The 17,175-nt window shown below is 71.5% G+C and carries 16 protein-coding genes; 7 read left to right on the forward strand and 9 right to left on the reverse strand.

What is annotated here, in order from left to right:
- Nucleotides 1-76 precede the first annotated feature (76 nt).
- The gene (locus BMY61_RS12755) at nt 77-1,732 is read right to left on the reverse strand and encodes a hypothetical protein (RefSeq protein WP_052439283.1); all 1,656 of its coding nucleotides are present in this window, start codon (nt 1,730-1,732) and stop codon (nt 77-79) included.
- A gap of 140 nt (nt 1,733-1,872) precedes the next feature.
- The gene (locus tag BMY61_RS12760; protein WP_236656586.1) at nt 1,873-2,907 is read right to left on the reverse strand and encodes a decaprenyl-phosphate phosphoribosyltransferase; all 1,035 of its coding nucleotides are present in this window, start codon (nt 2,905-2,907) and stop codon (nt 1,873-1,875) included.
- 207 nt (nt 2,908-3,114) lie between these two features.
- Here BMY61_RS12760 and dprE1 point away from each other — a divergent pair, with 207 nt between their 5' ends.
- The 3 genes from dprE1 to BMY61_RS12775 are packed head-to-tail and all read left to right on the forward strand — an operon-like array spanning nt 3,115 to nt 6,163.
- Nucleotides 3,115-4,455: a decaprenylphosphoryl-beta-D-ribose oxidase gene (gene dprE1 / locus BMY61_RS12765; protein WP_042456433.1), complete on the forward strand. Its 1,341-nt coding sequence runs from the start codon at nt 3,115-3,117 to the stop codon at nt 4,453-4,455.
- A 15-nt stretch (nt 4,456-4,470) separates the two neighbouring features.
- Nucleotides 4,471-5,226 carry a decaprenylphospho-beta-D-erythro-pentofuranosid-2-ulose 2-reductase gene (gene dprE2, locus BMY61_RS12770; protein WP_042456436.1) on the forward strand — a complete coding sequence of 252 codons (756 nt, stop codon included), beginning with the start codon at nt 4,471-4,473 and terminating at the stop codon, nt 5,224-5,226.
- Nucleotides 5,227-5,245: 19 nt separating this feature from the next.
- Nucleotides 5,246-6,163 carry a YihY/virulence factor BrkB family protein gene (locus BMY61_RS12775; RefSeq protein ID WP_042456439.1) on the forward strand — a complete coding sequence of 306 codons (918 nt, stop codon included), beginning with the start codon at nt 5,246-5,248 and terminating at the stop codon, nt 6,161-6,163.
- A gap of 113 nt (nt 6,164-6,276) precedes the next feature.
- Here BMY61_RS12775 and BMY61_RS12780 read toward each other — a convergent pair whose 3' ends face one another.
- Nucleotides 6,277-7,353: an LPXTG cell wall anchor domain-containing protein gene (locus BMY61_RS12780; protein ID WP_042456441.1), complete on the reverse strand. Its 1,077-nt coding sequence runs from the start codon at nt 7,351-7,353 to the stop codon at nt 6,277-6,279.
- Between the two features lie 242 nt (nt 7,354-7,595).
- Here BMY61_RS12780 and BMY61_RS12785 point away from each other — a divergent pair, with 242 nt between their 5' ends.
- Together BMY61_RS12785 and BMY61_RS12790 are read left to right on the forward strand one after the other, a co-directional pair.
- Entirely contained in the window at nt 7,596-7,877 is a 282-nt protein-coding gene (locus BMY61_RS12785) for an SCO4848 family membrane protein (RefSeq protein ID WP_042456444.1), read from the forward strand.
- 47 nt (nt 7,878-7,924) lie between these two features.
- Nucleotides 7,925-8,701, forward strand: a complete 777-nt coding sequence (locus BMY61_RS12790) for a hypothetical protein (protein ID WP_143094306.1) — start codon at nt 7,925-7,927, stop codon at nt 8,699-8,701.
- Nucleotides 8,702-8,766: 65 nt separating this feature from the next.
- Here the strand turns inward: BMY61_RS12790 and BMY61_RS12795 are convergent, their stop codons facing one another.
- From BMY61_RS12795 to BMY61_RS12820, 6 genes are all read right to left on the reverse strand, one after another.
- Nucleotides 8,767-9,549 (reverse strand): succinate dehydrogenase iron-sulfur subunit, encoded by a 783-nt coding sequence (locus BMY61_RS12795; protein WP_042456447.1) that lies wholly within the window; start codon nt 9,547-9,549, stop codon nt 8,767-8,769.
- Nucleotides 9,549-11,303 (reverse strand): succinate dehydrogenase flavoprotein subunit, encoded by a 1,755-nt coding sequence (gene sdhA, locus BMY61_RS12800; protein ID WP_042456450.1) that lies wholly within the window; start codon nt 11,301-11,303, stop codon nt 9,549-9,551. Before sdhA ends, BMY61_RS12795 begins: the two co-directional genes overlap by 1 nt.
- 28 nt (nt 11,304-11,331) lie before the next feature.
- Entirely contained in the window at nt 11,332-11,802 is a 471-nt protein-coding gene (locus tag BMY61_RS12805) for a succinate dehydrogenase hydrophobic membrane anchor subunit (RefSeq protein WP_042456453.1), read from the reverse strand.
- A gap of 8 nt (nt 11,803-11,810) precedes the next feature.
- The gene (sdhC, locus tag BMY61_RS12810) at nt 11,811-12,188 is read right to left on the reverse strand and encodes a succinate dehydrogenase, cytochrome b556 subunit (RefSeq protein ID WP_042456456.1); all 378 of its coding nucleotides are present in this window, start codon (nt 12,186-12,188) and stop codon (nt 11,811-11,813) included.
- Between the two features lie 303 nt (nt 12,189-12,491).
- Complete coding sequence (locus BMY61_RS12815; RefSeq protein ID WP_042456531.1) at nt 12,492-13,028, reverse strand: 2-oxo-4-hydroxy-4-carboxy-5-ureidoimidazoline decarboxylase; 537 nt, start codon at nt 13,026-13,028, stop codon at nt 12,492-12,494.
- 259 nt (nt 13,029-13,287) lie between these two features.
- A complete protein-coding gene (locus BMY61_RS12820; RefSeq protein ID WP_075003876.1) occupies nt 13,288-14,034 on the reverse strand; it encodes an SDR family NAD(P)-dependent oxidoreductase in 747 nt (248 codons plus the stop codon).
- Nucleotides 14,035-14,157: 123 nt separating this feature from the next.
- On the opposite strand from BMY61_RS12820, the gene BMY61_RS12825 reads away from it, so the two are divergent.
- Nucleotides 14,158-15,741 carry an acyl-CoA mutase large subunit family protein gene (locus BMY61_RS12825; RefSeq protein WP_042456459.1) on the forward strand — a complete coding sequence of 528 codons (1,584 nt, stop codon included), beginning with the start codon at nt 14,158-14,160 and terminating at the stop codon, nt 15,739-15,741.
- Nucleotides 15,742-15,901: 160 nt separating this feature from the next.
- Entirely contained in the window at nt 15,902-17,146 is a 1,245-nt protein-coding gene (locus BMY61_RS12830) for an amidohydrolase (protein ID WP_082015498.1), read from the forward strand.
- Nucleotides 17,147-17,175: the final 29 nt, after the last annotated feature.

The raw sequence follows: 17,175 nt of genomic DNA on the forward strand, positions 1-17,175 counted from the left end.
TCGAAAAGCAATCCTGGGGTGGTCCGGCGCGAATTGCAAAATAGCCACGAATTCGCCGGGAAAAATAATTGTCCGACTATCTTGGAATCGTCGACGGAATGGCACAGGTCGTCAGCGGGGAGGTGGCCCGCTGCTGTTCGAGCACGGGGACCTCATGGTGCGCCCAGCTCTGCAGCGCCGCGAGTCGAGCCGGGGAGGTGACCGCGTCGGCGCGGACCCAGTCGCTGTCGAACGCGCTCGGGCCGGAGTCGGCGCCCGAGTCGTACAGTGGCAGGTAGCCCGCCGCGCGCAGGGTCCGCGGCAGCAGGCCGGGACTGCTCGCCCATGGCCCGTGCACGTGCACGAAGGTCGGCCGCACCTCGTGGAACACGTACGACCGCACCGCCGCCATGTCGTCGGCCCCGTAGGCACGGGCGATCACCGGGTCGGTCAGGCCGGCCAGGTCGACCACGCGCAGCCCGCTGGTCAGCAGCGTGCCGCCGAGGTCGGGCAGCAGCAGGCTGCTGGTCCGGCGGGGCAGGCCCAGGCGGTCGGCGTAGGTGTTGAACAGCAGGCCGTATCGCTGCGCCACACTGCACATCGACAGCGTCGGGTAGCGGCGGAACCCGGCCGCCGACGCGGCCTGCGGTACAGCGGAGACGGCGAGCGCGACCGACGCCGCCAGGGCGAGCAGGGCCCGGGCGGCCGGTATCGGCACCGCCGACGGCCACCGCGCCTGCCAGGCGCGGGTCAGCGCGAGCGCGCCGAACAGCGCGCCCGCCGTCCACAGCGGGGTGGCGAACCGGTACAGCGCCATCCAGTCCGGCCGCAGCACCGCGAATCCCACCAGCGCCAGCAGCGGCGGCACCCCGGCGGCCACCAGCTCCGCCCGCCCCGATCCGGGCCGCACCAGTACCAGGGCCGCCGCCACCAGCACCACCGCGACGCCGGCCCAGCCCGCATAGCCGAGCACGTCGACGGCGCGGTCCCACATCTCGCCCAGCCCCGGTGCCCCCTGGGACTTGGCCACGGCCGTGTTGGGCACCCACTGCCCGAACTCGGCCCGCCGCCAGAGCAGGAACACCCCGTAGGGCAGGCCGAACACGGCGACCTCCAGCGCGGTCGGACGCAGCAGCCGGGCGACGAGCCCCGAGCGCGTCAGCGCCGCCCGCGGCACCGTCAGCAGCAGTGCCAGCGGATAGGCGCCCGCGTACAGGACGCCGTCCGGGCGGGTCAGGGCGGCGACCAGGGCCAGCAGCCCGGCGCCGACCGCGGTCCGCACGCCCGGCAGCTCGTCGCGCGCTGCGGCACGGGCCAGCAGTGCCGCGAGGCCGGCCACGAGCAGTCCGTAGAGCGGGTTCTCCAGGCCGGAGAAGGCCCAGATGACGAACGACCAGTTGGTGGCCAGCACCGCCGCGGCCACCAGGGTGGCCACGGACGAGCCCGTCGTGGCCCGCACGCACCACAGCACGCCGAGGACGCAGAGCAGCGCCAGCAGCTTGGGGAACCAGACCAGGTCGCCGACCCCGAACAGCGATCCGTGGTCGAACACGCCGAGCCCGTGACCGAGGATCAGCACCACCAGCCAGCTCGGGTTCGAGTAGCCCTCGACAGGGGGCGCGCCGGCCTGCTGGACCGGTCCGAGGCCGTGCGCGACGCTGCGGGCGTAGGCGAAGGTGATCGCCGCGTCGTCGACGATCCAGGCCCGCAGCCGTGCCGCCTGCGCGGCGACCAGCGCGGTCCCCAGCAGCACCGACGCCGGCCCGGCCAGGCGCCGTTCCGCGTTCGGGCGTTCTGGTCGTGCTCCGCCTCGGCTCCGTTGCGGCCGGGTGCCTTCCTCGCCCGTGCCTCGTTCGGGCGGCCCGAAGCCTTCACTGCGCCTGGGCTCCGCGCTCACAGGCCCGCCACCGAGAAGCCGTACAGCACCAGCCAGGTCGCGGCGGCGATCTGCAGCGGACGGTCGCGCAGCACGACGTCCTCCGGGGCGCCCGACTCGGCGCGGTCCGCGAACACGGCGTAGCGCAGCAGCACCACCAGGAACGGGATGATCGACAGCGGCCGCCACGGCAGTACCGCGCCGGCGGGCACGTGCGGCGACTCGGGCGGGCTGCCGAGCGCCCACAGGCAGTAGCTGAGCATGGTCACCCCGGCCGCCAACTGCCAGACGAAGCGCAGGTACTCGGTGGAGTACGCGGCCAGCAGCGGCCGGGTGCGGCCGCTGCCGCCCTCGCCCGCGCGCTCCGAGTAGCGCTTGGCGGCAACCAGGAACAGTGCGCCGAAGCCCGCCGTGATCAGGAACCAGCGGCTGAGCGGGACGCCGATCGCGGTGCCGCCCGCCATCGCGCGCAGCAGGAAGCCGCTGGCCACCACCATCAGGTCGACCACCGGCAGGTGCTTGAACCAGGTGCAGTAGAGCAGTTGCATCACCAGGTACGAGCCGATGACCAGCGCCGTCGCCGTGCTGCAGACCAGCGTGGCGCCCGCGAGGGCGAGCGCGGCCAGCACCAGGCCGGTGCCGTACGCGAGCGGGACGGGCACCAGCCCGGCGGCCACCGGGCGGAAGCGTTTGGTGGGATGGGCCCGGTCCGCGGCCACGTCCTTGGCGTCGTTGACCAGGTAGATGGCGGCGGAGGCGCAGGTGAACAGGGCGAAGCAGGCGGCCAGCCGCGCGGGCACCCCGGGGGAGGCCAGCTCGCCCGCGGCGGCGGGGGCGGCGAGCACCAGCACGTTCTTGATCCACTGGCGCGGGCGGGCCGTCCGCAGCAGGCCGCGGGGGACCGCGAGGGGACCGCTCGGGAGGGGGCGCCCCGCTGCGCCTTTCGGGGGTCCGCCGTCCGGGGTACGGCTGCGGGCGCCGTCCGCGGCGCCGCCGGATTCGGTCACGGGTTCGGTCGCGGGTTCGAGAAGACCGGTGCGGGGGGTGGTCACGGGGGGCTCTTCCGTCATGCGCGTACCTCGCCGTCAATTCGCTGTCGCAGCTGTCACTCACCCGTTCGGGTGCGCTCCGCGACCTGCTCCCGCGCTCGGGACCGTGCGTATTCCGCGTGCCTAACCGGCCGGTTGGCGCTTTGGTCACGAATCACCGTGCCGCGCGCCCCCTGCGCGGTGTCGGTGGCCGGGCTTAGCGTCGCTGGCATGGAAGGACGACTCACGGGGTGGGGCCGCACCGCGCCCACGACCGCCCGGCTCAGCACGCCGACGACGGCCGCCGAGGCGCGTGCCGCCGTGCGCGCCGCCGACGAACGCGGCCTGCTCGCCCGCGGCCTGGGCCGTAGCTACGGCGACGCCGCACAGAACGCGGGCGGCACCGTCCTGGACATGACGGCGCTCACGCGCGTGCTCGCGCTCGACCTGGAGCGGGGCCTGGTCACCTGCGAGGCGGGGGTCAGCCTGGACCGGCTGATGCGCCTGCTGCTGCCCTTCGGCTGGTTCGTCCCGGTCACCCCCGGCACCCGCTACGTCACCGTCGGCGGCGCGATCGGCGCGGACATCCACGGCAAGAACCACCACGTCAGCGGCAGCTTCGGCCACCACGTCACCCGGATGCGGCTGCTGACGGCCGGCGGGGAGGAGGTCGAGCTCACCCGGGGCGAGGAGCTGTTCGACGCCACCACCGGCGGCATGGGCCTGACGGGCGTGATCCTCGATGCCACGATCGAGCTGCTGCCCGTCACCACCTCGCTGATGTCCGTCGACACCGAACGCGCCACCGACCTCGACGACCTGATGCAGCGCCTGGAGTCCACCGACCACCGCTACCGCTACTCGGTCGCCTGGATCGACCTGGTCGCGCGCGGCGCCGCCACCGGCCGCGCGGTGCTGTCGCGCGGGGAGCACGCCACGCCCGACCTGCTGACCCCCAGGCAGCGCCGGGACCCGTTGGCCTTCCACCCGCGCAGCCTCCCCGCGGCGCCGCGCGGCATCCCCGGCGGCCTGCTGCGCACCGGCACCGTCGGCGCGTTCAACGAGCTCTGGTTCCGCAAGGCGCCGCGCGAGCGGCGCGGCCAGCTCCAGCGGATCGGCGCCTTCTTCCACCCGCTCGACGGCGTGCCCGAGTGGAACCGCGTCTACGGGCCCAGCGGCTTCCTGCAGTACCAGTTCGTCGTCCCCTACGGGCAGGAGCCGGTGCTGCGCTCGATCGTCGAGCAGCTCAGCCGGCACGGCTGCCCGTCCTTCCTCGCCGTGCTCAAGCGCTTCGGCGAGGGCGGTCCGGGCTGGCTCTCCTTCCCGATGCCCGGCTGGACGCTCGCGCTGGACCTGCCCGCCTCCGTTCCCGGCCTCGGCCCGCTGCTGGACCGCCTCGACGAGCAGGTGCTCGCCGCCGGCGGCCGGATCTACCTGGCCAAGGACTCCCGGATGCGCCCGCGGACGCTGACGGCGATGTACCCGCGGCTCGCCGACTTCCGGGCGCTGCGCGAGCGCATCGACCCGACCGGCGCCTTCACCTCCGACCTCGCCCGCAGGCTCGCGCTCTAGAAAGGCCCCTTTCTCATGATGAACGCCCTGGGCGACCCCCAGACCCTGCTCGTCCTCGGCGGTTCCTCCGAGATCGGGCTGGCCACGGCCCGACGGCTGGTCAGGTCCCGGGTCGAGACCGTCCACCTCGCCGGGCGCCCCTCGCCCGCGCTGGACGCCGCCGCGGCCGAGCTGCGCGGCCTCGGCGCGCAGGTGCACGTCCACGACTTCGACGCCGCCGCTGTCGACACCCACGAGACGGTGCTCGGCAAGATCTTCGCGGAGGGCGACATCGACGTGGCCCTGCTCGCCTTCGGCGTCCTCGGCGACCAGGAGCAGGGCGAACGCGAGCCGATGGCCGCCGCCGCGGTGGCCCAGGTCAACTACCTGGGCGCGGTCACCTCCTCGCTGGTCTGCGCGCAGGCCCTGCGCCGCCAGGGTCACGGCGCCCTGGTCGTGCTCTCCTCGGTGGCCGGCGAACGCGCCCGCCGCTCCAACTTCATCTACGGCTCCACCAAGGCCGGTCTCGACGCCTTCGCCCAGGGCCTCGGCGACGCGCTGCACGGCAGCGGCGCCCGGGTGATGGTGGTCCGCCCCGGCTTCGTCCGCACCCGGATGACGGAGGGCATGCCGGAGGCCCCCCTCGCCACCACGGCCGACGCGGTGGCCGAGGCCGTGGTCACGGGTCTGCGCCGCGGCAGCGAGACGGTCTGGGTGCCGGGCGCGCTGCGCTACGTCATGTCCGGCCTGCGACACGTTCCGCGCGCGGTGTTCCGCAAGCTCCCCGTCTGAGCGGGGTACGTTCTGGGGCGTGGACAAGCTCACCCGAATGCCCCTGATCGGACCGGTGGTGGCCTGGGTGACGCGTACCCGGGCCTACCGCGTCTACGAGCACTTCAACGACGTCGGCTCCAACCGCCTGGCCGGAGCGGTGACCTTCTTCGGATTCCTGGCCCTCTTCCCGCTGCTGACGGTCGCCCTGGCGGTCGCAGCGGCGATCCTGACGGACAGCAGGGTCAACGAGCTCCAGCAGAAGATCGGGGAGCAGATCCCCGGCCTGTCCAAGCAGCTGAACCTCCACGACGTCGCGGCGAACGCGGCCACGGTGGGTCTGGTCAGCGGTGTCATCCTGCTGATCTCCGGCCTCGGCTGGGTCGACACCGCCCGTGTCTCCATCCGCACCTCCTGGTACCTGCCGATCGAGCCCGGCAACGTGGTCGTCCGCAAGGCGTGGGACACGCTCGTGCTGATCGGCCTCGGCCTGGTCGGCGCGGTGTCGCTCGGCGCGAGCACGGCTGCGGGCTCACTCACCGGCCAGGTCGCCAAGTGGCTCGGCCTCGACCACTCGACGGCGGGCCAGGTGACGCTGGGCATCGTGGCGTTCGCCCTCGCGGTCTGCGTGGACCTGATGGTCTTCGCCTACCTGCTGGTCGGCCTGCCGCGGATCTTCGGCCAGCCGCGGAAGGTGGTCCTGCAGGCCGCGCTGCTGGGCGCGGTCGGCTTCGAGATCCTGAAGCAGGCCCTGGCCGCATACGTCGCGGGGGTCGCGACGAAGAGCGTCTACGGGGCGTTCGGCACGCCGATCGCGCTGCTGCTGTGGATCAACTTCATGTGCCGCTGGCTGCTGTACTGCGTCGCCTGGACGGCGACGTGGGACCCGGCAGCAGCGAAGTCCCGCGCGCGGGACCGGGCACGGGAGACGCTGGAGAAGGTCGACGAGGACCTGTAGGTGCACCACCTCCAGGGGGCGAGGAACCGCCCGAGCAACCACCGACGGGCGGATGGTGCTCAACGCGCAGGGCCATCCGCACGGGCTGGTTTCCCGCCCAGTTCCTCGCGCCCCTATGGGCGCCTGCGGCGCCGTCGCCGGACCAGGGCGCCCGCCGTGCCGGCGACGAGTGCGGCTGCCACGCCCGCCGCCGCGTACGTCGTCGTGGACGACCCCGCCGGCTTGGAGGACGCCGCAGGCCAGGTGCCGGCCGAGGCGCCGCCGGGCTTGGCCGGGGCGGAGGGGCGGGTGGCGTCCGTGGACGTGGACTTCGTCGCGTCGAGGGTGCCGAGCGGTTGCGTGTGGCCGTCGGCCGCGAAGCCCCAGTCGAGCAGGGCGCGGGCCTCGTGGTAGACCTCGGCGTAGGCGTGGTTCTGCGGGTTCATCACGGTGACCAGCAGGGTGCGACCGTCCCGGTGGGCGGCCTCGATCACGGTGTTGCCCGCATTCGTGGTGTAGCCGTTCTTGACGCCGAGCAGGCCCGCGTAGCGGCCGCCGACCCCGTCGAACCCGGTGAGCAGGCGGTTGGTGTTGTCGATCTCGAAGGGCTTGCCCTTCGTGCTCGGGCCGCCGGGGAACTTCGCGATGGCGGTCCCGCAGTCCTTGGCGAAGACGGGGTTCTTCAGGCCGTCGCGGGCGAACAGGGTCAGGTCGTACGCCGAGGAGACCTGGCCGGGCATGTCGTAGCCGTCGGGGGTGACGACGTGCGTGTCCTTCGCGCCGAGTGCGTCCGCGCGCGCCTGCATCTGCTGGACCGTCGCGGCGACACCGCCGTTCATCGCGGCGAGCACGTGCACCGCGTCGTTGCCGGAGCGCAGGAAGACGCCGAGCCACAGGTCCGCGACGGAGTACGTCTGACCGGGCATCACCCCGACCTCGCTGCTGCCCGCGCCCATGCCGTCGAAGTCCGACTCGACGACCTTGTGCGTCGTGTCCTGCGGGAACTTGGGCAGCACCGTGTCCGCGAAGAGCGTCTTCAGCGTGCTGGCCGGAGGCAGCGCCCAGTGCGGGTTCTGCGCGGCGAGGACCTCGCCCGTGTCGGCGTCCGAGACGATCCACGACAGGGCGGAGAGCCCGCCCGGCAGCGCCGGCGCGCCCGCACCCGTCTGCGGGCCGGGGCGGCCGAGCGCGTCGCCGCCGACGGTCGACATCTGCGCGGGCGGTTGTCTGACGGGGCTGCCGCTCGGGCTCGGGGCGTGCCCCGCCCCGGCCAGTGAGAGCACAACCCCAGCCGCCGCCGCAGTGGCGAGCGTTCCCCGTACCGTCCGGCTGTCGCGGACACGATCACGTAGCTGCACGGGCTCGACCGTACCCAATCCATTCTCGGTCCGGTCCTAAAAGCAGACAGGACCCCTCGTCCGGGTGCGGCCGGACGGCCGACCATACTGACCTTATGAGACTGAGCCGACGCGCTTCCTGGTTCCTGACGGCCTTCGGCGTCTGGTCGATCTGGATCTGGGTGACGTTCTTCAAGAATTTGTGGGCCGACCACGAGGGCCTCGCCTTCACCCACGGCGACCACGGCAAGCCGACCGCCTACTTCTGGATCCACGCGCTGCTCGCGCTGAGCTCCCTCGTGCTCGGCGTCGTCGTCGGCTCGCTCGGCGTGCGCAGCCTGCGCGCCACCCGCAAGATCACCAAACCGGTGGAGGCCGCCGCGGGCGGTGATCTATAAAGGCTCCACACATCCACCCCAACGGTGGATCACCTGCTTGGAGCACCATGCGCATTCGCATAGCCGCGCCCGCTGTCGTGGGCGCGCTCGCCCTGGCCGCCGTCGCTGCCCCTGGCACCGCCTTCGCGGCGAGTTCGCCGGTGGTCAAGGTCTCCGCCTCGGCCGCGTCGTTCACCATCGGGCTGACCAACCCGTACACCTTCCAGGTCACCGTCAGCGCCTCCACGCTCAAGGGCATCAAGAGCATCAAGGCGGAGCCCTGGACGGCTGCGGGCAATCCGGCGTTCCACGGTCCGAACGCCGCGGCCGTCGCCCAGGAGAGCCTCGACCTCAAGACGCTCCGCCGGACGGCCACCTCGCTGACGGTCGGTTACACCGAGCACGACAGCTCCGCCACGAACCGTCCGCCGAACGCGATCGCGGGCACCTGGGAGCTCGCCGTCCTGGTCACCACCAAGGACGGCCGCACCGTCTTCGAGCCCCGCGCCGCGCACTTCACCGTCAAGCGGGCCGACGTGCTCTCCGCCAAGCCGTCCGCGGCCACCGTCCGCAAGGGCGCCGCACTGACCGTCAAGGGTCAGCTGAACCGCGCCGACTGGAACAAGGGCGTCTGGGCCGGCAACGGCGGCCAGTGGGTCCAGGTCCAGTTCCGCAAGGCGGGCACCAGCACCTGGGTGACCGTGGCCGTCGCGAAGACCGCCGCCAATGGCTCCGTCAGCGCCTCCGTGCGTGACTACGCCTCCGGCAGCTGGCGCCTCGCCTACAACGGCAACGCGGTCAGCAGCGCCGCAGTCTCCGGCGCGGCCGGCGTGACCGTCAAGTAGCGCCCGAACGACGTGAGGCCCGGCCCCCTTCAGGGGCCGGGCCTCACGTCGTCAGCGGATCAGGCTCAGTAGCGACGCGTGATCAGCGCGCGCTTCACTTCCTGGATCGCCTTGGTGACCTCGATGCCACGCGGGCACGCGTCGGTGCAGTTGAAGGTGGTGCGGCAGCGCCACACGCCCTCGCGGTCGTTCAGGATCTCCAGCCGCTGCTCCGCGCCCTCGTCACGCGAGTCGAAGATGAAGCGGTGGGCGTTCACGATCGCGGCCGGACCGAAGTACTGGCCGTCGTTCCAGAACACCGGGCAGGAGGAGGTGCAGGCGGCGCAGAGGATGCACTTGGTGGTGTCCTCGAAGCGCTGGACGTCCTCCTCCGACTGGATCCGCTCACGCGTCGGCGCGTTGCCCTTGGTGATCAGGAAGGGCATCACGTCGCGGTACGCCTGGAAGAACGGGTCCATGTCCACGACCAGGTCCTTCAGGACGGTCATGCCCTTGATGGCCTCGATCGTGATCGGCTTCTCGGGGTTCACGTCCTTGATGAGGGTCTTGCAGGCAAGACGGTTCTTGCCGTTGATCCGCATCGCGTCGGAGCCGCAGACGCCGTGGGCGCAGGAGCGACGGTAGGTGAGCGTGCCGTCCTGCTCCCACTTGACCCGGTTGATCGCGTCGAGGACGCGCTCCTTCGGGTCCACCGTGAGCTGGTAGTCGACCCACACCGCGTCCGGGTGCTCCTCCGGGTTGAACCGGCGGATCCGGAGCGTGACGGTGATCAGCTCGACCTTGCCCGACTCGGCGGCGTCCAGCGCGGCGGAGTGCGGGTTGGCTTCGTCGATGGTGGGGGTGCTCATCAGTACTTACGCTCCATCGGCTGGTAGCGGGTGACCACGACCGGCTTGTAGTCCAGACGCACACTGGTGTCGCCGTTCGCGTCGACCTCGCGGTACGCCATGGTGTGGCGCATGAAGTTGACGTCGTCGCGGGTCGGGAAGTCCTCGCGGAAGTGACCGCCGCGCGACTCCTTGCGGGCGAGCGCGGAGACCGCGGTCACCTCGGCCAGGTCGAGCAGGTTGCCCAGCTCGACGGCCTCCAGCAGGTCGGTGTTGTAGCGCTTGCCCTTGTCCATCACCGAGATGTTCTTGTAGCGCTCCTTCAGCTCGGCGATGTCGGCCACCGCCTGCTTCAGGGTCTCCTCGGTGCGGTACACGGACACGTTGGTGTCCATGGACTGCTGCAGCGCCTCACGGATCTCGCCGACGCGCTCGGTGCCGTTCGAGGTGCGGATGGTCTCCAGCATCTCGACGACCTTGGCGGCCGGGTTCTCCGGGAGCTCGACGAACTCGGCGGTCTCGGCGTACTTCGCGGCGGCGATGCCGGCGCGGCGGCCGAAGACGTTGATGTCGAGCAGCGAGTTGGTGCCCAGGCGGTTGGCGCCGTGGACGGACACGCAGGCGACCTCACCGGCGGCGTACAGGCCCGGGACAACGGTCGTGTTGTCGAGGAGGACCTCGGACTCGTTGTTGGTCGGGATGCCGCCCATGGCGTAGTGCGCGGTGGGCTGGATCGGGATCGGGTCCGTGTAGGGCTCGATGCCGAGGTAGGTGCGCGCGAACTCGGTGATGTCCGGCAGCTTGGCGTCCAGCTGCTCCGGCGGCAGGTGGGTGAGGTCCAGGTAGACGTGGTCGCCGTTGAGGCCACAGCCACGGCCGGCCCGGATCTCCGAGTAGATCGCGCGGGAGACGACGTCACGGGACGCGAGGTCCTTCATGACCGGCGCGTAGCGCTCCATGAAGCGCTCGCCGTCCTTGTTGCGCAGGATGCCGCCCTCGCCGCGGGCGCCCTCGGTGAGCAGGATGCCCATGCGCCAGATGCCCGTCGGGTGGAACTGGAAGAACTCCATGTCCTCCAGCGGCAGGCCACGGCGGTACGCGGCGGCCTGGCCGTCACCGGTCAGGGTGTGCGCGTTGGAGGTCACCTTGAAGAACTTGCCGTTGCCGCCCGAGGCGAAGATGACCGACTTCGCCTGGAAGACGTGCACCTCGCCGGTGGCCAGCTCGTAGGAGACGACGCCGGAGACCTTCTTGACGCCGTCGACCTCGACCAGCAGCAGGTCCAGGACGTAGAACTCGTTGAAGAACTCCACGCCCTCCTTGACGCAGTTCTGGTACAGCGTCTGGAGGATCATGTGGCCGGTGCGGTCCGCGGCGTAGCAGGAGCGGCGGACCGCCGCCTCGCCGTGGTTGCGGGTGTGGCCGCCGAAGCGGCGCTGGTCGATCTTGCCCTCGGGGGTCCGGTTGAAGGGCAGACCCATCTTCTCCAGGTCGAGGACGGCGTCGATCGCCTCCTTGGCCAGGATCTCGGCGGCGTCCTGGTCGACCAGGTAGTCACCGCCCTTGACGGTGTCGAAGGTGTGCCACTCCCAGTTGTCGTCCTCGACGTTGGCCAGGGCGGCGGCCATGCCGCCCTGGGCCGCGCCGGTGTGGGAGCGGGTCGGGTAGAGCTTGGTCAGGACCGCGGTGCGGCTGCGCTTGGTGGCCTCGACGGCCGCACGCATGCCCGCGCCGCCGGCGCCGACGATGACGGTGTCGTACTGGTGAATCTTCATGTCTGTGTCGCTGCCTCGTCCGTCCGCGTCAGCTGATGTTCGGGTCGAAGGTGAAGATCACCAGGGTGCCCAGCAGCACGGTGAAGACCGTGGCGACCACCAGCAGGACCTTCAGCCAGAAGCGGGTGTTCGCGCGCTCGGCGTAGTCGTTGATGACCGTGCGCATGCCGTTGGCGCCGTGGAGCATCGCCAGCCACAGCATGAGCAGGTCCCAGCCCTGCCAGAACGGCGAGGCCCAGCGGCCGGCCACGAACGCGAAGGAGATCTTCGTGACACCGCCGTCCAGCACCAGCTGGATGATCAGGTGGCCCAGCACCAGGAAGACCAGCACGATGCCGGACAGGCGCATGAACAGCCACGCCAGCATCTCGAAGTTGGTCCGGCTGCGACGGCCGGCCGTGGTCTTGGTGCGCTTGCGCGGCGGCTCGATCAGGAAGGCCGTCGGGTCGGCGGGCGTCGTGTCGGTCAACTCGACGTTGCCGATGGAGTCGGTAGCCATCTCTCGCCTCACCCGAACCACTTCTGCAGGGTCGCCTGCAGGACGGGGTAGAACGCCCCGGCCATCAGCAGGACCCAGACGGTCACGACGGTCCACAGCATCTGCGCCTGGTACTTCGGCCCCTTGGCCCAGAAGTCCACCGCGATGACCCGCAGGCCGTTCAGCGCGTGGAAGAGGATGGCGGCGGTCAGGCCGTACTCCATCAGGTTGACGAGCGGCGTCTTGTACGTCGCGATCACGCTGTTGTAGGCCTGCGGTGAGACGCGGACCAGTGCGGTGTCGAGGACGTGGGCGAACAGGAAGAAGAAGATGAGGACGCCGGTGACTCGATGAGCCACCCACGACCACATGCCTTCCCGGCCGCGGTACAGCGTTCCAGCCGGCACGGAAGAACCCTCCGGGAGCGGGGCGGGGGTCGCCCGATCAGCTCGGCGGCATCGTCGTCGGTGTCGGTCGGCCCGGCCGGATACGGTCCACCGGCCGCGGCCATCGTAGCCAGGCCGGAGGCTCGTGGGCCTGTCGGGGCCCCTGCGTCGGCCCGAGATCCACTCCGATGATCTGCCTGTGACCTGCCCGTGACCGGCCACAAGGGGCCCATCCCCGGTGTTTTCCCAGACAGGGCCCGCCTTCGCGCTGGCGGGCAGTCAAAGACGCAGGTTCCGGATGTGGGCGATCTCACCCTCGCGGTCTCACGAAGACGCCGAGGCGTGAGACGAGACCAGGTGGGTGAGCCGGCTCAGGGTGATCCGCCGCAGCTCCTCGGCGCTGGTGCTGCGCTCCTCGTCCGGATCGTTGCCCAGGCGGGCGCGGATGCTGACGAGGACGGTGTCCAGCATCTCGTCCGGCGGACAGTCCTCGAGGCTCACCACGAACACGTGCCCGAAGCGCGCCTCGTACGCGGCGTGGGCGGCGCGCAGCGCGGTCCGGGCGGCGTTGCTGCCCGGCGCGCGCATGCCCAACAGGGGCTGCGGCATGCAGCTCTCGTCGGCGAGGGCCTCCGTCAGGTCCCGGTGCGACATGTCGTACGACGCCTCGCTGGCCGCGGCGAGCAGCGCGCCCACATCCGGGTAGGGCCGGTGCGCGGCCATCCTTATCGCCCACCGCCGGCTCCCGCAGCAGGCCAACAGCGCCTCCTCCGCGGCACCGGGCGCCGCGTCGTTGAGGCGTGAGAGCCCCGGCAGGGGCGACTGTGGTGCGGACGGCGACGGGATCGGCGACCTGGCCAGCGGGTCCTCCTCGAACAGCGGCTTGGAGCCCTTGAGGTTAGGGGGTACGACCGACTGCGTCGGCACTGTACGAGACGCCGGAGGCGGTGCTGCAACGACGCCTGACACAAGGATTCACTCGTACGGGGGATTAAGTCGAGAGTTGTGCGCCCGCAATGTGAGACAGCGTCAGCTCTTTGCTCCCGTATGTGGTGGCACGACCCAGGGGCGCGGGGCTCCGCCGATATGCGGCGGAGCCCCGCGCCCCTGGGTCGTGCCACTACTTGCGGTGCACCTTGTGCTGTGCGGCCTGGGCGCGGGGGCGGACGACCAGGAGGTCGATGTTCACGTGCGGGGGCCGGGTGGCCGCCCAGACGATGGTGTCCGCGACGTCCTCCGCGGTGAGCGGGTCCGGCACGCCCGCGTAGACGGACGCGGCCCGTGCGGCGTCGCCGCGGAACCGGGTGAGCGCGAACTCGTCCGTCTTGACCATGCCGGGCGCGATCTCGATCACGCGGATCGGCTCGCCGACCAGCTCCAGGCGCAGCGTCCCCGCGATCGCGTGCGCGCCGGCCTTGGCCGCGACGTAACCGCCGCCGCCCTCGTACGCGGCGAACGCCGCGGTGGAGGACAGGACGAGCACGGTGCCGTCGCCGGAGGCGCGCAACGCCGGGAGGAACGCCTGGGTGGTGTGCAACACACCCAGCACGTTGACCTGGTACATCCGCAGCCAGTCCGCGGGGTCGCCCGCCTCGACCGACTCGCTGCCGAACGCCCCGCCGGCGTTGTTGACCAGGAGGTCCACCCGGTCGATCGTCGCCGCGAACGCGTCGACCGCCGCCCGGTCCGTCACGTCGACCGCGTGGACGCTCGCCGCCTCGCCGATCTCCTTCGCCAACGCCTCGAGGCGGTCGGCGCGCCGTGCGACCAGCGCCACGCGGTACCCGGCCGCGGCCAGTCCCCGTGCCGTTGCCGCCCCGATACCGCTGCTCGCGCCGGTCACGACCGCGACCTTCTGCACTGTCATCTGATCCGTTCCTCCCATGGCGTTGCCCCGGCGTGGGCAACCTCCCAGATGATGCGACTCCTGCCCGCCCGCGCGCATCATTACCGTACGTAGCGATTTGGTCGCCCAGCCGCGGAGGACCCCATGGCCCGCCTGTCCGAGTCCGGTCTGCCCATCGAGCCCGTCTACGGGCCGGCCGCCCAGGAGGGCTGGGATCCGGCGACCGAGCTCGGCGAGCCGGGGCGGTTCCCGTTCACCCGCGGCGTCTACCCGACGATGTACACGGGCAAGCCGTGGACCATGCGGCAGTACGCCGGCTTCGGCACCGCCGCGGAGTCCAACGGTCGCTACCAGCAGCTGATCGCCAACGGCACCATGGGCCTGTCCGTCGCCTTCGACCTGCCGACCCAGATGGGCTACGACTCCGACGCGGCGATCGCGCACGGCGAGGTCGGCAAGGTCGGCGTGGCGATCGACTCGGTCGAGGACATGGGGGTGCTCTTCGGCGGCATCCCGCTGGGTGAGGTCTCCACCTCGATGACCATCAACGCGCCCGCGTCGCTGCTGCTCCTGCTCTACCAGCTGGTGGGCGAGGCCCAGGGCGTGCCGTCCGCCCGGCTGACCGGCACGATCCAGAACGACGTGCTGAAGGAGTACATCGCCCGCGGCACCTACATCTTCCCGCCCAAGCCCTCGCTGCGGCTGATCGCGGACATCTTCAGGTACTGCAGGGCCGAGATCCCACGCTGGAACACCATCTCCATCTCCGGGTACCACATGGCCGAGGCCGGGGCGACGCCCGCGCAGGAGATCGCGTTCACCCTCGCCAACGGCATCGAGTACGTCCGCACCGCGCTGGCGGCCGGCATGGACGTGGACGACTTCGCGCCGCGCCTGTCCTTCTTCTTCGTCTCGCGCACCACGATCCTGGAGGAGGTGGCCAAGTTCCGGGCCGCCCGCCGGATCTGGGCGCGGGTCATGAAGGAGGAGTTCAAGGCGGAGAACCCGAGGTCGATGATGCTGCGGTTCCACACCCAGACCGCCGGCGTGCAGCTGACCGCGCAGCAGCCCGAGGTGAACCTGGTGCGCGTCTCGATCCAGGCGCTGGCCGCTGTGCTGGGCGGCACGCAGTCGCTGCACACCAACAGCTTCGACGAGGCCATCGCGCTGCCGACGGAGAAGTCCGCGCGTCTCGCACTGCGCACCCAGCAGGTGCTGGCGTACGAGAGCGACGTGACCGCGACGGTGGACCCGTTCGCGGGCTCCTACGTGGTGGAGCGGCTGACCGACGAGGTCGAGGCGGCGGCCCTGGAGCTGATGGCCAGGATCGAGGAGATGGGCGGCGCGGTCGCCGGTATCGAGCGCGGCTACCAGAAGTCCGAGATCGAGCGCAGCGCCTACCAGGTGGCGCTGCAGACGGACTCCGGTGAGCGGACCGTCGTCGGCGTCAACCGCTTCCAGCTGGACGAGGAGGAGCCGTACGCGCCGCTGAGGGTCGACCCGGCGATCGAGCGGCAGCAGGCCGAGCGCCTGGCGAAGCTCCGCGCGGACCGCGACAACGCGGCGGTGGACCGCGCCCTGTCCGCACTCAGGCGTGCGGCGGAGACCGCCGACGAGAACGTGCTGTACCCGATGAAGGAGGCGCTCGCCGCCCGTGCCACGGTCGGGGAGACCTGCGACGCGCTGCGCCAGGTCTGGGGGACGTATGTGCCCGTCGACAGCTTCTGACGCCTCGCCGCGGCTCGCCGCCGACGGTTCCTGCAACCTCCGGCCTGCTCGCTCGTTGATCCTTTGAGCGAGCAGTGCGGGAGGCAGCGTGAAAAAGAACCCCTACCCCGTCCGGGGCGGCTCATGCGCCGAGCGGGCGACAACTTTCTCGTCCGGCGGTATGAATTTCGGTGATCCCCTGCCCCAACCGCCCCAGGGCCGTAGCCTTGTCGAGGTGAACCAGTCCCATGAGCTGCGGTCCCGCGTCGACGCCCTCCAGTCCGAACTGATCGCCTTCCGGCGTGATCTGCACATGCACCCGGAGCTGGGCCGGCAGGAAGTACGCACCACCGGGCTCATCAAGACCAGGCTCGAGCAGGCCGGCCTCGCGCCGCGCGTGCTGCCGGGCGGCACGGGGTTGCTCTGCGACATCGTTCCGGCCGGTCTCTCCGCCGAGCGCGGCGTGATGGGCTTCCGCGCCGACATCGACGCGCTGCCGATCGACGACGCCAAGCCGCTCGACGTGCCCTACCGCTCCACCGTGCCCGGCGTCTGCCACGCCTGCGGGCACGACGTGCACACCACCGTCGTCCTCGGCACCGCCGTCGTGCTGGCCGAGGCGGCCCGGCAGGGCCGGCTGCGCCGGCCGGTGCGCCTGGTGTTCCAGCCCGCCGAGGAGCAGATGCCGGGCGGTGCGCTGGACGTCATCAAGGCGGGCGTGCTGCCGGGCCTGGAGCGGATCTTCGCGGTGCACTGCGACCCGCGGGTCGAGGTGGGCCGGATCGGTCTCAAGGTCGGCGCCATCACCTCCGCCTGCGACCTGCTGAAGCTCAGCCTCGACGGCCCCGGCGGTCACACCGCCCGCCCGCACCTGACCACCGACCTGGTGATGGCCGTCGCCAAGACCGCCACCGAGCTGCCGGCGGCGCTGCAGCGGCGGATGGACCCGCGCTGGGGCGTGAGCCTGGTGTGGGGCCGGATCGAGTCCGGTTCGGCGGCCAACGCGATCCCGCAGCACGCCGAACTGGAGGGCACCGTCCGCTGCCTGGAGACGGCCGGGTGGCGCGAGGCGCCGGGCGCGATCGACGAACTGGCCGGGCAGATCGCGGAGACCCACCGGGCCAAGTGGGTGCTGGACTACCGCCGCGGTGTGCCGCCTGTGGTCAACGAGGCGGAGTCGATCGCGCTGCTGGAGCGGACCATGACGGAACGGTTCGGCGCGGACGCGGTCGAGCCGACCGAGCAGAGCCTGGGCGGCGAGGACTTCTCCTGGTACCTCCAGGAGGTGCCGGGCGCGCTGGCCCGTCTGGGCGTGCGCGCGCCGGACGAGCAGGGCGTGCGCGACCTGCACCAGGGCACCTTCGACGCGGACGAGCGCGCGATCGGCATCGGCGTGGAGCTCTTCAGCGCCCTCGCGCTGGGCTGAGTCGGCCGACCCGATCGCTGGGCTGTTCG

This window comes from Streptacidiphilus jiangxiensis (genome assembly GCF_900109465.1).
Lineage (GTDB): Bacteria > Actinomycetota > Actinomycetes > Streptomycetales > Streptomycetaceae > Streptacidiphilus > Streptacidiphilus jiangxiensis.